We start from the raw sequence: 14,738 nt of genomic DNA on the forward strand, positions 1-14,738 counted from the left end.
TCCACAGCACTTCTCCAGGTCTGTCGTTGCCGCCCGCGGCGGGGGCCAAGGCGTGCACAGTGTAGGTCGGCGGCCGCCGGAGGGTCGAGAGCGTCCCTCGGACTACTCCCCGAGCCCCGCGCGGGCAATGAGGAGATCGACCGACTCCGCCACCGTGGACCCGGCGCCGATGATGTGCTCGCAGCCACCGGGAAGGATGTCGCGGGGCCGAAACCAGCCCCGCATCTCCTCAGCGCCGAACTCGGCCGCCTTGGCGCGGGTGGAGTGCCGGCTCAGTGTCTCCTCCCAGGGGATGTCGAGGTAAGCGAAGCAGGTGGTGCCGCGATGGTCGGCGGCGAGCACGGACAGCATCGGGCCATACAGGTCCGCTCTGAGGATCCCTTCGACCACGGTGTGCCGGCCGGCGTCGAGGGTGTACCGGGCGATGGCGTCGATCAGCCCGGGCGCGGCGCCTCCCCGGCGCTCCTTCTCCCCGAGAATCCCCCTGCGGACCGCATCGTGGCCGACGATGGCCAGGCCCCGCCCGTACCGCGCGCGCAGCCCGGCCGCAAGGGTGCTCTTGCCCGAGCCGGAATTGCCCCGCAGCACGATGAGGCGGGTCTCCGGCGTTCCGGTTGCGGGCATGGCGCCACGGTAGCGGGCGGCGCCGGTTCCCTCCGGGAACGGACGAGGGGGTGCGGGCGGCGTCGTCCGGATCCCCGGCGGGACGGGGCGGGCAACACTCCGGCGAGGGCCGTTCTCTGCCGGGTGGGGTGCGGCTAGCGTGCTGAGCATGGAGCGGAGCGAAGTGCTGGCGGCGCTGGACGGGGAGATCGGGGCCCTGGTCACGGGCCTGGGCGAACTGACCGAGGACGAGGCGGTGCGGCCGACGCGCTGCGCGCCGTGGGATGTGGCGGCGCTGACCGTGCACACCGGCGCGTCGATCGGGCATCTCGGGCCGATGCTGGACGGGGTGGCGCCGGTGCGGGCCGAGGTGTCGGCGCTGGGATACTACACGCCGGAGGTGCGCTTCGCCGAGCACGTCGACCGGGATCGGGTGGACAGCGCGCTGCGGGGCGCGGCGCAGCGCTCGGATCCGGGCGAGCCCGTGCGCATGCTCGAGGCGGCCTGGCTGGAGCTCCTCCCCCGGGCCGCGGAGGCGCCGCCGGGGCGGACCGTGCTCACGCGGCACCGCGACGCCATGCTGCTCGACGACTACCTGCTCACCCGCGTCGTCGAGGTCGTCCTGCACGGCCTGGACCTCGCCGACGCGCTGGACCGCGGTCCGTGGACGACCGGTGCCGCGCTGGCCGCGGTCGGAGCGCTCGTGTTCGGCGGGCCGTTCCCGGCAGGCGCTGAAGCGCCGCTGCCGCTGGAGGCGGTGCGCGCCGCCACCGGGCGCACGCTGCCCGGCGGCCCCGGTCCCGAAGCGCTCGCCGGCGCACGCGTGAACCGCATAGCTCTGAGCTGATCCCGCCGCGGCATGCGCGGATCGGTGTTTCCGCTCCGGGCGGGCCGAGACGGGGTACCGTCCGGACTGCCCCGGTCCGGCGCGCCGTGCCGCCGGGAGCGAACAGCACCGCGTCCGGAGTGAAGGAGACCCATGCACGACGCCGTCGCCGAGATCGTCGAGCACCACCGGTTCATCGAGGCGTGGCTGCAGGGATCCGCCGATCCGGGCGGACTGGAGGGCTTCCTGGAACGGCACACCCCCGACTTCACCCTGTGCGGCCCCGGCGGGGACACGGCCGACCGGGCCGGGCTCGCCGCCGGGTTCGGCGCCGGGCACGGGGCGGCACCGTCGGTGTCGGTGGAGGTGCGCGAGGCCCGGGTGGTCGCCGAGGACGCCGGTCTGGTGGTCGCGGTCTACGAGGAGCACCAGGCGTCTCCCGGCGCATCCACGGCCCGCCGCAGCACCGCGGTCTTCACTCGCGAAGCCAGTGCCCGCAACGGGCTGCGCTGGAAGCACCTGCACGAGAGCTGGATCGCCGCGGGCTGACGGCGACCAGCGCCGGCCCTCGACGTGCCGGTGCCCGGGGCCGCGCACGGCCCCGGGCACCGGGATCGGGACGGATCAGGTCTTGGGCGCCTGGTCGCTGGACTCCTTCTCCGGAACCTCCGTGGCGCGGTCCGCGCCCGGCGCATCCGCCGGGCTGCTGCGGCGCACCGCGCGCAGCGCGAACGGCAGCAGCAGGGCAAGGCCGATGAAGGCCCAGAGCACCACCGTGAGCGGGCTGGAGACCAGCACCGCCACGTCGCCCTGGGACAGCGCCAGGGCCCGGCGCAGCTGCTGCTCCAGCAGCGGGCCGAGGATCAGCCCGACGACGGCCGGCGCGACCGGGATCCCCGCGGTGCGCATGAGCAGCGCGAGGAGGCCGAGCGCGTACAGCACGATCAGGTCGGCCGCGGTGCCGCCGGAGGCGAAGGTGCCCAGGGTCGCGAAGACCATGACCGCCGCGTAGATGGCGTAGGCCGGGATGGTGAGCAGCCGGGCCCAGAGCCGCACCAGCGGCAGGTTGAGCACCAGCAGCATGGCGTTGCCGATGTAGAGGCTGGCGATCAGTGTCCACAGCAGCGGGCCGGACTCGCTGAACAGCTGCGGGCCGGGCTGCAGGCCGTAGGACTGGAACGCGGTGAGGATGACCGCCGCCGTCGCCGAGGTGGGCAGGCCGATCGTCAGCAGCGGCACCAGCACGCCTGCGGCCGCGGCGTTGTTGGCCGCCTCCGGGCCGGCGACCCCCTCGATCGCGCCCTTGCCGAACTGCTCGGGGTGCTTGGACAGCCGCTTCTCGGCGCTGTAGCTGAGGAAGGTCGGCACTTCGGCGCCGCCGGCCGGCAGGCTGCCGATCGGGAAGCCGATCCCGGCGCCGCGCAGCCACGCCGGCCAGGAGCGGCGCCAGTCGGACCGGGAGAGCACCGCGCGGCTGCGGACCGGCTCGATGGTCTCTCCGCCGGCGCCCCGCAGGACCCGGCTGAAGGTCTCACCGAGCGCGAAGAGCGCCACCACGACGATGACCACGTCGATGCCGTCGAGCAGCGAGGGCACGCCGAAGGCGAGCCGGGCCTCGCCGCTCTGCGGGTCGATGCCGACCAGGCCGATGCCGACGCCGATCAGCAGGCTGGCCAGTCCCTTCAGCAGGCTCGCGCCGAGCAGCGCGCTCACGGTGACGAAGGCCAGCGCCATCAGGGCGACGTACTCGGGCGGGCCGAAGCCCACGGCGAAGTCGGCGACGACGGGCGCCAGGAAGGTGAGCCCGATGGTGCCGACCGTGCCGGCGATGAAGCTGCCGATCGCGGCCGTGGCGAGCGCCGCGGCGGCGCGGCCGGCCCGCGCCATCCTGTTGCCCTCCAGCGCGGTCACCATGGAGGCGCTTTCACCGGGGGTGTTGAGGAGGATGGAGGTGGTGGAGCCGCCGTACATGCCGCCGTAGTAGATGCCGGCGAACATGATGAGCGCCGCGGCGGGGTCGAGGCGGAAGGTGAGCGGCAGCAGCAGGGCCACGGTGAGCGCCGGGCCGATGCCGGGCAGCACGCCGACGGCGGTGCCGATGGTGACGCCGATCAGCGCCCAGAGCAGGTTGGCCGGCGAAACGGCGTCGCCGAAGCCCTGCATCAGTGATGCGAGGTCGCCCATGTCAGAACCCCCAGGGCCCGCCGGGCAGGCTGAGCCCGATGGCGGTGTCGAAGAGCAGGTAGAGCAGGCCGGCCAGGGTCCAGCCGTAGGCGGCGGTGCGCACCGGGTGCGGCGCGCCCATCAGCAGCGCCGACGCGGTGAACAGCAGCGCGGCGGACAGCGTGAAGCCGGCGTGCGGCAGGGCCAGGGCGAAGGCGACGAGGGCGCCGACCAGCCCGGCCAGGCGCACCGGGCCGCCCGGCACCGCGGCCGGCGCGGGCCCGGCGGTCCGCAGCCGCAGCAGCGCGGTGCCGATCAGCCCGCCGCCGACCGCGATCATCAGCACGGCGACCAGGACCGGGAAGGACGCCGCGCCGAGCAGCCCGCCGCCGTTTCCGAGCCGGGCTGCGTCGGCGAGGGCGAGCACCGCGAACAGCACCATGAGCACGCCGATTCCGGCGGTGGCCTGCAGGCCGCGCCGGGTTTCGGCGACCTCCTCCTCCGTCGCGGGTGCGGCGGCCGCCGGCGGTGCGGACCCTCCGGCCTCCCCGAGGGGTGCAGCGCCGCCCGCTCTGCCGGCGCTTTCCGAGGCCGCATCGGCGGGAGCGGCTTCCGCTGCATCCGCTGCGCCGGCCCCGGCGGGGTCCGCGGGCGCGCCCTCGGCCGGAGGGGTGCGCCGGCCGCGCGCGTCGCCGGCACTCATGCCAGTCCGATCTGGGCGAGGACCTCGGCGGTGCGCTCCTGCTCCGCGGCGAGGAACTCCTCGTAGTCCTCGCCGGCGAGGAAGGCGTCGCCCCAGCCCCGCCGGGCGAGCGCGTCCTGCCAGCCCGGCGACTGCGCCATGGCCATGATCAGCTCCTCCAGCCGATGCTCTTCAGCGGCGGTAATCCCGGCCGGCGCGTGCACCGACCGCCAGTTGGCGAGTTCGACGTCGACGCCGTCCTCCATCAGGGTGGGCACGTCGGGCAGCGCCTCCAGGCGCTCGGTGCTCGACACCGCGATCGGGCGCACCCGGCCCGCCTCGATCTGCGGCAGGATCTCCGAGACGCCGGAGACGGCCGCGGTGGCGCGGCCGGAGAGCACGGTGGTGAGCGCCTCGCCGCCGCCGGAGTGGGCGATGTAGTTGATCTCGGCGGGGTCGGCGCCGACCTCGTCGGCGACCAGGCCGGCCAGGATCTGCTCGACGCCGCCGGCCGATCCGCCGGCGATCGAGACGGCGCCGACGTCGTCCTGGATGAGTTCGACCAGGCCGGCGGTGTCCTCGACCGGGGAGTCGGCGGGGACGACGATGATCTCGTAGTCGGTGGTGATGCGCGCCAGGGGCGTGGTGTCGTCGACCCTGACCTCCGATCCGCTGGTTTCCACGGCGCCGACCATGATCAGGCCGGTCACCATGAGCTCGGTGGGCTCGGCGGGCAGCCGCGCGTACTGGTTGAGGCCGATCGTGCCGCCGGCGCCGCCGACGTTGTACACCTCGACCCGCCCGACCTGGTCGCGCAGCGCGGACTGCATCTCGCGGGCGGTCTGGTCCCAGCCGCCGCCGGGCTCGGCCGGAGCGAGCAGCCGGAACTGCTCGCCCTCGGCGAAGCCGTGGCCGGTCTCGCGCTCGTCGCCGGTGACCGCCGCGGCCCCGAGGGCCGCGGTGACCGCGCCGGCGGCGATGAGCGGCCCGGCGCGCGGCGCTAACGCCCGCCAGGGCCCGCGGGGGGCGGACGGGCCAGTCGTGTCCTGCTGTGCCATCGGACGTCTCCACTTCCACCGCTGTGCCGGAGGAATCCCGAATGCTCCCGCAGGGAAGCCGTGCGGAAGCTTTGTGCTTTACTGTTCGCGTCTGTATACATTGAAATACCGATGTGTTCAATACCACAGGGAGATACGTTGATGGCCACCGAGCGCGATCGCACACCGTCCGCTTCCGGCCCCGCACCCTCCGCAGCGGCGGAATCGGTCGACGTAGTGGTGGTGGGCGGCGGCAACGCCGGCTTCTGCGCCGCGCACGCTGCCGCGGCCCGCGGTCGGCGGGTCCTGCTCATCGAGAAGGGCCGCGAGGCGGAGTCGGGCGGAAACAGCTTCTACACCGCGGGCGCCTTCCGCATCGCGCACGGCGGCCTGGCCGACCTCGCCGACCTGGTCGAGGCGGACGAGCGGCACGCCGAGACCGACCTGGCCGCCTACACCGGCGAGGACTTCCACGCCGACATGAAGCGGGTCACCGGCGGCCGCAACGACACCGTGCTCACCGCGGCGCTGGCCGACGACGGCGCGGCGGTGCTGCGCTGGCTGCGCGGCCTGGGCCTGCGCTTCCGGCTCATGTACGAGCGCCAGGCCTACCGCGACACCGGCGGCCGGCACGTCTTCTTCGGCGGCCTGGCCGTGGGCAGTACCGGCGGCGGCAAGGGCCTGATGGAGCAGCACGCCGCCGCGGCGCGCGCGGGCGGCGTGGCGGTCCGCTACGGCGTGGGCGCCACCGGCCTGGTCCTCGAGGACGGCCGGGTGGCCGGCGTGCGCTGGAGCGGCGCCGACGGCGGCTCCGGCGAGATCCGCGCCGAGTCGGTGGTGCTGGCGGCCGGCGGCTTCGAGGCGAACGCGCAGATGCGCCGCGAGCACCTGGGCGAGGGCTGGGAGCGCGCCTCGGTGCGCGGCACCCCGCTGAACACCGGCGACATGCTCCGCGCGGCGCTGGAGGCGGGTGCCGCGGCCGGCGGCGACTGGTCGACCTGCCACAGCGTCGCCTGGGACGTGGCCGGCCCGCCCGGCGGCGGCGACCGCGCCCGCACCAACACCCTGACCCGGCAGAGCTACCCGCTGGGAATCGTGGTCAACGCCGAGGGCCGCCGGTTCGTCGACGAGGGCGCCGACTTCCGCAACTACACCTACGCCAAGTACGGCGCCGAGATCTTGCGCCAGCCGGGCGGGCGCGCCTTCCAGGTGTTCGACACCGACCTGCGCCCGATGCTGCGCACCGAGGAGTACGACCCGGAGGGCACCAGTGTCGTCACCGCCCGCACCCTGGAAGGGCTGGCCCGGGAGATGGGGGTGCCCGAGGAGGCGTTCGCGGCCGAGGTCCGCGGATTCAACGCGGCGATCGACCGGTCGGTGCCGTTCCGCCCGTCGGTGAAGGACGGCCGCGCGGCCCCGGTGGAACCGCCGAAGAGCAACTGGGCGCACCCGATCGAGCGTGCGCCGTTCTACGCCTTCCCGGTCACCTGCGGCATCACGTTCACCTTCGGTGGGCTGCGCGCCGACGACCAGGGGCGCGCTCTGGACACCCGGGGCGAGCCCGTGCCGGGCCTGCTCGTCTGCGGTGAGATGCTGGGAGGACTCTTCAGCGGCAACTACCCGGGCGGTTCCGGGCTCACCTCGGGTGCCGTCTTCGGGCGGCGCGCGGGGACCCTGGCCTGAACAGGACCGCTCGGCAGCAGGGCTGGGCGGCGGCGCCCGCACGGACACGACGATCACGAGGGACGGCGGCAGGACGGTTGAACGCGACCAGCATCTACGAGCAGCTGCGGGCCGACATCCTCACCGGCGCCGTCCCCCTGGGCGCGGCATTGCGCGAGGTGGCCGTGGCCGAGCGGTTCGGCGTCTCGCGCACCCCGGTGCGCGAGGCGCTGCGCCGCCTCCAGCACGACCGCCTTCTGGAGAGCGGCGCGCGCGGGCTGCACGTGCGCACGCCAGGGCCCGAGGAGGTCATGCAGATCTACGAGGCCCGCATCCTGCTGGAGGCGGAGGCCGCACGCCAGGCGGCGCGCGCCCGCGGCCTGGCCGACCTGGCCCGCCTTGAGGGGCTGCTGGCCCGGGACCGGGCGCTGGAGGACCCGGACGACGCGACGCGCGCCTCCACCAACCTGGAGTTCCACGAGGCGGTCTGGCAGGCGGCGCACAACCCGGTCCACGCCGACCTGCTGCGCCGGCTGCCGATCCACCTGGTCTCGACGCCGCACTCCACGCTGTCGGTACAGGGCCGCTGGGCGGAGGCGCTCGAGGAACACGGACGCCTGGTCGCCGCCATCGCCGAGCACGACACCGACGCGGCGGCCGCCATCGCGCGCGACCACATGCGCACCGCCCGCGACATCCGCGTCCGCATCCTCCGCGACCAGGCATCCAGCCGGGCCCCGTAGCGCGGACCGAGCACGGGCCGAGCGCCCGCCGGCGCATCCGCCCGCGCCCCGAGGCGGCGGGCAGCCGGGCACGGGCCGGCAGCAGCGGCAGCACGCCTCCCGGTGGAGCGCTCCTCCGAGCGCACCGCACCGGCTGCGCTCGGGGGCAGCGGCCCCGGCTCCGCCCTGCACCGGCAAGACCCTGCCCCCGCCCGCGGAGCAGCGGAACGCGGCGCTGGCCGGCGCCGATCCCGACCGCACGCCCTTCAACTCCCGCGCGCGAGCACGTCCTGCCCGATGGCCGCCCCTGGGGCCGTCGCGCCCATCCGCGCCGGCGATCCGCACCGTGCACCGGGCTCCGCACTGGCGGCCCGCGCCGCCCGGGACGCTCTTCTGAACGCGCCTTTGCACCGTGCGCGGGGCAGGGATCCGGCCGGCGCCGGGAGGAGACACCCGAGACCGGCCCGCGGCCCGCGGCGCCGGCCCGGAGGCCGCCCGGACGTGCGCTCCGTATCCCCGCGGCGCAGGGCAGGTCCCTCGACCCCGGCCGGGCCGGGAGGGCCGCCGCTGCGGGCTCGCTGCCGGACCCGATGCGCTCCGGCCGGACCGCGGTCAGGCGGCGAGGTCCTTGGTGAGCTCGATGAACTCCAGGTCGTCGCGGCGGGGCAGGCCGAAGCGCTCGTCGCCGTAGGGGAAGGGCTCGGTCCGGCCGGTGCGGGCGTAGCCGCGCCGCTCGTACCAGGCGATGAGCTCGGCGCGCTGGCGGATGACGAGCATCCGCATCCGGCGCGCGCCCCAGGTGCCGGCGGCGTAGCGCTCGGCTTCGGCCAGTAGGATGCCGCCGAGTCCGCGGCCCTGCGCCGCGGGGCCGACTGAGAACATGCCGAAGTAGGCGTCCCCGCTGCCGTCCGCGCTGTCTGCGTCGCCCTTCACCTCGCAGCACGCGGTGATCCCGCCGCCGTCTCCGTCGACCGCCAGCACGGCGGTCCGCGGCTGGGCGAGCAGCTCCCGGACGCCTGCGGCGTCGATGCGCTGGCCGCCGAGGAGGTCGGCCTCAGTGGTCCAGCCCTGCTTGGAGCCCTCGCCCCGGTAGGCGGAGTTGATCAGCGCGACGAGGGCCGCGGCGTCGCCCTCGTGCGCCGTGCGCACTGCTGGCGGCGCGTGCCCGAGCCCCGCAGCGCCTCCGCTCTCCGGCCCGGGTGCTGCTGCAATCTGCGGTCCACCGTCCATCTGCGCCCTCTCTCTCCGTGCGCCGGAAAGGGTATCCGAGCCGCTCGGACACGTGTGGACGCGTCCTAGGCACCCGTTTCCGGTACCGCTCCCGGCACGCCGAGTTCCGCGTCCAGGAAGCCGCCCACGAGGTCGTTGACCTCCGCGGGCCGGTCGAGCGGGGAGAGGTGGCCGGCCGCGTCGATCCGGGCGAAGCGTCCGCGCGGGGCGAGGGCGGCGGCGCGGCGGACCGCGGCGCCGGAGACGGCGATGTCGTGCTCTCCGTGCAGCCACAGCGAGGGTACGGCCAGGCCGGGGAGGCGCGGCCCGAAGTCGAGGGCCATGGCGCGCGGCCCGTAGGAGTGGATCTGCCAGTCGTCGAGCGCGCGCTCGCCGGCGTCGAGGCGGCGCCGCGCCTCCTGCAAGGTCAGCTCCATGAAGCGCTCGAACCCCGGGGTGCGCGCCCCCGCGGTGAGGTGGAAGCGCATCGACCAGCGCAGGGCGGCCGGGTGGAACAGCCAGCGGTTCCACCGGCGCAGGTGGCGCTCCGACTGGAGGAACCGCCAGGTGGTGTGCTGCAGCGCGCGGCGGCTCTCGACCCCGCCCGGGGCCAGTGCAACCAGCGCGGCCACGCGCTCGGGGCTGCGCAGGGCATAGCCCACCGAGACGCCCCCGCCCATGGACAGCCCGACCAGGGCGACCCGCTCGATGCCGGCGTGCTTCAGGAGGTCGTCGACCATCCGCTCCATCGCCGGCTGGTCGAGGACGCCCTCCCACGGCCGGGATCCGCCGTGCCGGGGCATGTCGACGGCCAGCACGCGGCGCGTCCGCGCCAGGTGCCAGAAGAGCGAGTGCCAGATGAGCGGGGCGGTGTCGAGCATGGCGCCGTGCAGCAGCAGGACCGGCGGCCCGGTGCCTTCGGGTCCGGCCTGGTAGAGGCGGAGCGGGCCGCCGGAGGCGGGGACGGTGGTCGGCTCGGGAAAGGGGGTGGCGGCGGCCGTCATGGCGTCTCGCTTTCGTCGGTGCGGGCGTTCTGGCGCAGGTCCGGTTCCCGTCGCGGTGGATGCCGCCGCCGGCAGGCCGGCGGCGCTCCGCGATCTCGACTGCCGCCGTGCGGCCACCGCTCTCCGCGGGCGGATCCTCCTTAGTGACCATACTAATCATATTGGTCACTACGGCTTTCGGGTTCCGCCCGGCGCTCCGCACGCGAGCGCAGCAGTACTGCCGCAGCCACCGACGCGACCAGGAGGAACAGCACCGTGTTGTGGCCGTACTTGGCCACCGGCGCGACATCGCCGAGCGGTTCGGCGAGGAAGCCGATGACCGCGCGGGAGAGCAGGACGCCGCAGGCAGCCGCACCGGCGTGCAGCTCCGTCCAGCCGCCGGCCCTCCCCCACCAGGCCAGGGCGGCCCACGCAGCGGCGAGCACGGCGGCGCCGAACGCGGTCCCCGGCCAGGTCGCGGCCTGGAGGTCGAAGGCGAGTCCGGCCGCGGCCAGCACCGCGAGGACGGCCACCGGGCGCGGCGCCGGGCCGTTCCGGCGCGGAGCGCGGCGGCGGCCGGCGGTCGCGGCGAGGGCTGCCAGGGCGGCGACGGCGGCCAGTGCTCCGGTGATCTGCGCCGGCGCGGCGCGGGCGGTCTCGGCGGCGAGGGTGGAGGAGAGGATCGCCGCTGCGGCGGCGGTCCACAGCGGAAGGAGGACCAGCCACGCCCAGCCGGGGAGCCACGGCCGGCTGCGCAGCTCCCGCCGCGCCGCAGCTTCCACGGCCGCGATCGGCGCGCCGATGCTCCACACGGCGTGCCCCGCGACGAACACCAGTGCGGTGTGGCCGCTGAGCCCGAGCGCGGCGAGGGAGGTCGGCCTGACCATCGCCGGCCAGTAGTCGATATCGCGGTAGGCCGGGTTGAACAGCGACTGGTCGATGACGCCGGCCTGCAGGATGCCGAAGGCGAGGCCGAGTGCGAGGATGCCGGGCCAGCCCATCCCGAACCGGCGGGCCGCCTCCCGGATGAGCAGCGCCGGGACGCCGTAGAGCGGGACGAAGAACACCAGCGCCGCCAGCAGGGCGAGCGGCGCACCGGTGCTGTCGTCGTAGGCGCTGAGGAGCTCGGCGGAGACCGGTGCGAGGAGCAGCAGCCCGGCGGCCGGCAGGAGCGCGGCGCCGCGGGTTCCGGGGCGTGCCCGGGCAGGTGTGGAGTCCATAATCCGACGCTAGGAACGCGCAACCCGCCCGGACATCCGCCATCGGTCGCCGACGGTGCGCCCTCGGTCGCCCGCTCGGGTGAGCGGACCGGACTTTCGACGCGGGGCGGCCAGCGGAGGGGATGATGCCGCCCCGGTCACCCCGCCCGCCTGCCGACACGGGCGCCCCTTTCGGCGAAGGGCGGCGTAGCGGCACGGGCGCTTTGGCGGACGGCGTTTGCCGCGAGCGGTGTCGGAGGTGCACCCGCCGCACGGCCGACGAAGCAGTCAGGCAGGTTTCCCTGTGGAGGGGAGGAGAGCGCCGCGAGGAGCATGCCAGGGCGAGAAGCAGCAGGACAGCGGTCCGCCTACCGCGCCCCAGGGCGCGGCGCCGGGGCTCCGGGGTGCGCGGGGCGGCGGTGGAACCGCGAGTCCGGCCCGCCCCATTCCTGCCCGCTCGGCCGGACGCCCGCCCGGTCGGCCCCGACTGCGGCACGCCGGCGGAGGACGGGCACCAGCCGCTCAGGACGCAGAGACCGCCCGTCCCGCGCGCCAGACCGAGCGCACTCGCCGCAGGGCTGCCGGGTCGGCGAGCGGGTCGCCGTCGACGACGAGCAGGTCGGCGGCCCGGCCGGCCGCCAGCACGCCGGTGTCGGCGCGGCCCAGCACCTGCGCGGCGGTCACCGTGGCTGCCTGGAGCGCCGCACGCGCACCCAGTCCCGCCCGCGCGAGGGCCTCGACCTCGGCGACCAGGCCGGAGCCGAACCGCAGCCCCGGGACAGCAGCGTCGCTGCCGGCCACGATGGGCACGCCGGCGTCAGCGGCCTCGATGAGGCGCTGATGCATCTGCTCGCGCCACTGCCCGAGGCCGCCGCGGGCCGCGGCGGGCTTCGACCGCCTAAAGGGCACATGGTCGCTGACTTTTATCGATTGTCGTCAGAAGGGGTATTGACGGTCGGCCGAACTGGCCGTACTTTCGTGCCGTGGATCACACCGGCGGCGCCTACGGGCGGCGCCGGCCCCCCGCTCCGCACCCCCTGGGAGGATCCGGTGAACTCACCGGGCGACGTGCTCGACCTCATCAGCCGGGGCGACGCCGGCACACGGGCCGAGCTCGCCCGGCAGACCGGCATGGCCCGGTCGACCGTGGCCCAGCGCGTGGACACCCTCATTGCGCACGGCCTCGTCGAGGAGCGCGCGTCCGGCGCCTCGACCGGTGGCCGCCCGCCGCGGGTCCTGCGCCTCAACACCGACCGCAACTGCGTCGTCGGCGTCGACCTCGGCGCCACCCACTGCCGGGTCGCACTGCTGGACATCGGCGGCGCGCTGCTGGCCGACGTCGAGGACCCGGTGCAGATCACCGACGGGCCGGAGGCCGTGCTCGACCACGTCGAGGCGCGGATGCTCGGGCTGCTGGAACGCACCGGGCGCCCGGTGGAGCACCTCAGAGCGATCGGCATCGGGGTGCCCGGGCCGGTCGAATTCGCCACCGGCCGACCGGTGAACCCGCCGATCATGCCCGGCTGGCACGAGTACCCGGTCCCGCAGCGCTTCGCCGAGCGGTACGGCGTCGCGGTGCTCGTGGACAACGACGTCAACGCGCTGGCGCTGGGCGAGAGCCGGGACGGCCACGGCGCCCGGGACCTGCTGTTCGTCAAGGTCGGCACCGGCATCGGCTGCGGCATCATCGCGGGCGGCCGGCTGCACCGCGGTGCGCAGGGCTGCGCCGGCGACATCGGGCACATCCGGGTACCCGGCGCCGACGACGTGCCGTGCCGCTGCGGCAACACCGGCTGCCTGGAGGCGGTCGCGGGCGGTGCAGCGCTGGCCGCCCGGCTCACCGCCGCCGGCACCCCGGCCGCTGACGGCCGCGCCGTCGTCGCGCGGGTGGCCGACGGCGATCCCGCCGCCGTGCGGCTCGTGCGCGGCGCCGGCCGCGACATCGGCGACGTCCTCGCCGGCCTCGTCAACTTCTTCAACCCGGAGGCCATCGTCGTCGGCGGCGTACTCGCCACCGCGCACGAGCCGCTGCTCGCAGGCGTCCGGGAAGCCGTCTACCAGCGCTCACTTCCGCTGGCCACGCACCGCCTGGCGGTGCTGCCCAGCGCAGCGGGCGAGCAGGGCGGCGCCGTGGGCGCCGGCCGCCTCGCCATCGACCACGTCCTCGCCCCCGAGCAGATCGACCGCGCCCTGGCCGCGCGGGCACCGGCCGGCGCCCGCTGACCTGCGCCGGCAGCCCCGCCGCAGCAGCCTGCGGCGCCGAGTAGCACCGAGCCCCGAGTCCGTCCTCCCCCGATCCCCCGTCCTCGCGCTCCTACTCCGATCCCCCCGACCCCGCGGCGGCCCCTGCAGCCGCCGGCCCCCGCTGTCCCGTCCGGCCCGGCTCCCTCCCCGAGGCGCGCCCCGCCCCCCGCTCCGCCGTCCTTCTTCCGTCTTCCCAGGAGGCCCCCATGGGTCCGACCCCCCACTGGCGCAGCACCTTCGGCGCCCGTCCCCTCGCCGCTGCGGCGGCCGCCGGCCTCGTCTTCGCCGCGACCGCGTGCAGCACGCCCGAGTCGGGCGGCGGAGAGGGCGGCGCCGACGGCCCGTTCACGATCGGCGTGAGCAACGGCTTCATCGGCAGCGAGTGGCGCGAGCAGATGCTCTCCGTGCTGGAGGAGGCGTTCGGCGAGTACGAGGCCGAGGGCATCGTCGACGAGCTCGTCGTGGAGAGCGCCGACGTCGACGTCAACGGGCAGATCCAGCAGATCCGCAACCTCATCCGCTCCGACGTCGACGCGATCATCGTCAACCCCAACTCGCCCACCGCGCTGGACCAGGTGTTCGCCGAGGCCGCCGGCCAGGGCATCAAGATCGTCGCCATCGACCAGGCCGTGGAGTCCGAGGATGTCACCAACGTCGTGATCGACCAGGCCGAATGGGCTTCGATCTCGGCCGAGTGGCTCGCCGAGGAGGTCGGCGACGGCGGCGAGATCGTCGCCGTCAACGGCATCGACGGCCACCCAGCCAACGAAGACCGGTGGGGCGGCGCCTCCGCCGTCTTCGAGGAGGCCGGTGTCGACGTGGTCGCCTCCGACTTCGCCGAGTGGGACCAGAGCCAGGGCCAGACCGTCACCCGCGACCTGCTGGCCAGCAACCCCGGCGTGGACGGCGTGTTCGTGCAGGACGGCATGGCGCTCGGCGCGTTCCAGGCGCTGGAGGCCGAAGGGCTGGAGGACGAGGTCGCCATCACCGGCGAGGCGCGCGTCGGCTTCATGAAGAAGTGGGCCGAGATGCGCGAGGACGTTCCGGAGTACACCTCCATCGGCACGCCCAACCCGCCCTCGGTGTCGGTCTCGGCGCTGCACGTGGTGATCCGGATGCTGCAGGGCCAGGAGTTCGCCGGCGACGCTCTGGACGGCAACTCGCTGTTCCTGCCGATGCCGGAGACGGTCACCGACGACAACTTCGACGCCCAGTTCGACGAGGTCTCCGACGAGCCCGACGCCTACGCCGTGGACACCGCGCTCACCCCCGAGGAGGCCGACGGCTACTTCGGGTAGGGCGTGTTTGGTGAATGGCGTTCGTCGCGAGCGGTGTCGGCGGTGCACCCATCGCAAGGCCGACGAAGGAGTCAGGGCGGGTTTTCCTCCTCGATTGAGGAGAACGCAGC

14 protein-coding genes are annotated in these 14,738 nt (G+C 75.1%); 6 read left to right on the plus strand and 8 right to left on the minus strand.

The features are described from left to right. Window positions 1-102: 102 nt before the first annotated feature. On the minus strand, window positions 103-624 hold the full coding sequence (locus tag ACYVGT_RS13720; RefSeq protein WP_460857964.1) for an AAA family ATPase: 522 nt from the start codon (window positions 622-624) through the stop codon (window positions 103-105). Between the two features lie 148 nt (window positions 625-772). On the opposite strand from ACYVGT_RS13720, the gene ACYVGT_RS13725 reads away from it, so the two are divergent. Further along, window positions 773-1,450: a maleylpyruvate isomerase N-terminal domain-containing protein gene (locus ACYVGT_RS13725; RefSeq protein ID WP_460857966.1), complete on the plus strand. Its 678-nt coding sequence runs from the start codon at window positions 773-775 to the stop codon at window positions 1,448-1,450. Window positions 1,451-1,582: 132 nt separating this feature from the next. Continuing rightward, window positions 1,583-1,978 carry a DUF4440 domain-containing protein gene (locus ACYVGT_RS13730; RefSeq protein WP_460857968.1) on the plus strand — a complete coding sequence of 132 codons (396 nt, stop codon included), beginning with the start codon at window positions 1,583-1,585 and terminating at the stop codon, window positions 1,976-1,978. A gap of 75 nt (window positions 1,979-2,053) precedes the next feature. Here ACYVGT_RS13730 and ACYVGT_RS13735 read toward each other — a convergent pair whose 3' ends face one another. Genes ACYVGT_RS13735 through ACYVGT_RS13745 form a run of 3 tightly spaced genes read right to left on the minus strand, consistent with a single transcriptional unit; the run spans window position 2,054 to window position 5,332 of the window. After that, window positions 2,054-3,613, minus strand: a complete 1,560-nt coding sequence (locus tag ACYVGT_RS13735; RefSeq protein ID WP_460857971.1) for a tripartite tricarboxylate transporter permease — start codon at window positions 3,611-3,613, stop codon at window positions 2,054-2,056. A gap of 1 nt (window position 3,614) precedes the next feature. Then, window positions 3,615-4,295 (minus strand): tripartite tricarboxylate transporter TctB family protein, encoded by a 681-nt coding sequence (locus ACYVGT_RS13740; RefSeq protein ID WP_460857973.1) that lies wholly within the window; start codon window positions 4,293-4,295, stop codon window positions 3,615-3,617. Next, entirely contained in the window at window positions 4,292-5,332 is a 1,041-nt protein-coding gene (locus ACYVGT_RS13745) for a Bug family tripartite tricarboxylate transporter substrate binding protein (RefSeq protein WP_460857976.1), read from the minus strand. The genes ACYVGT_RS13740 and ACYVGT_RS13745 overlap by 4 nt, the downstream gene beginning before the upstream one ends. Window positions 5,333-5,473: 141 nt before the next feature. On the opposite strand from ACYVGT_RS13745, the gene tcuA reads away from it, so the two are divergent. Both tcuA and ACYVGT_RS13755 read left to right on the plus strand, forming a co-directional pair. Then, the gene (gene tcuA, locus ACYVGT_RS13750) at window positions 5,474-6,994 is read left to right on the plus strand and encodes an FAD-dependent tricarballylate dehydrogenase TcuA (RefSeq protein WP_460857978.1); all 1,521 of its coding nucleotides are present in this window, start codon (window positions 5,474-5,476) and stop codon (window positions 6,992-6,994) included. A 77-nt stretch (window positions 6,995-7,071) separates the two neighbouring features. Beyond that, entirely contained in the window at window positions 7,072-7,716 is a 645-nt protein-coding gene (locus tag ACYVGT_RS13755; RefSeq protein WP_460857979.1) for a GntR family transcriptional regulator, read from the plus strand. Window positions 7,717-8,307: 591 nt separating this feature from the next. On the opposite strand, the gene ACYVGT_RS13760 is transcribed toward ACYVGT_RS13755, so the two are convergent. The 4 genes from ACYVGT_RS13760 to ACYVGT_RS13775 form a co-directional block, all read right to left on the minus strand. After that, window positions 8,308-8,925 (minus strand): GNAT family N-acetyltransferase, encoded by a 618-nt coding sequence (locus ACYVGT_RS13760; protein WP_460857981.1) that lies wholly within the window; start codon window positions 8,923-8,925, stop codon window positions 8,308-8,310. A 65-nt stretch (window positions 8,926-8,990) separates the two neighbouring features. Next, window positions 8,991-9,908, minus strand: a complete 918-nt coding sequence (locus ACYVGT_RS13765) for an alpha/beta fold hydrolase (protein ID WP_460857983.1) — start codon at window positions 9,906-9,908, stop codon at window positions 8,991-8,993. A gap of 152 nt (window positions 9,909-10,060) precedes the next feature. Continuing rightward, on the minus strand, window positions 10,061-11,107 hold the full coding sequence (locus ACYVGT_RS13770; RefSeq protein ID WP_460857985.1) for a hypothetical protein: 1,047 nt from the start codon (window positions 11,105-11,107) through the stop codon (window positions 10,061-10,063). 501 nt (window positions 11,108-11,608) lie between these two features. Then, the gene (locus tag ACYVGT_RS13775; protein ID WP_460857988.1) at window positions 11,609-11,995 is read right to left on the minus strand and encodes an amidohydrolase family protein; all 387 of its coding nucleotides are present in this window, start codon (window positions 11,993-11,995) and stop codon (window positions 11,609-11,611) included. A gap of 141 nt (window positions 11,996-12,136) precedes the next feature. Here ACYVGT_RS13775 and ACYVGT_RS13780 point away from each other — a divergent pair, with 141 nt between their 5' ends. Further along, the gene (locus ACYVGT_RS13780) at window positions 12,137-13,309 is read left to right on the plus strand and encodes an ROK family transcriptional regulator (RefSeq protein WP_460857991.1); all 1,173 of its coding nucleotides are present in this window, start codon (window positions 12,137-12,139) and stop codon (window positions 13,307-13,309) included. Between the two features lie 227 nt (window positions 13,310-13,536). Beyond that, window positions 13,537-14,628: a substrate-binding domain-containing protein gene (locus ACYVGT_RS13785; protein WP_460857993.1), complete on the plus strand. Its 1,092-nt coding sequence runs from the start codon at window positions 13,537-13,539 to the stop codon at window positions 14,626-14,628. Window positions 14,629-14,738 lie beyond the last annotated feature (110 nt).

This window comes from Nocardiopsis coralliicola (assembly GCF_054779695.1).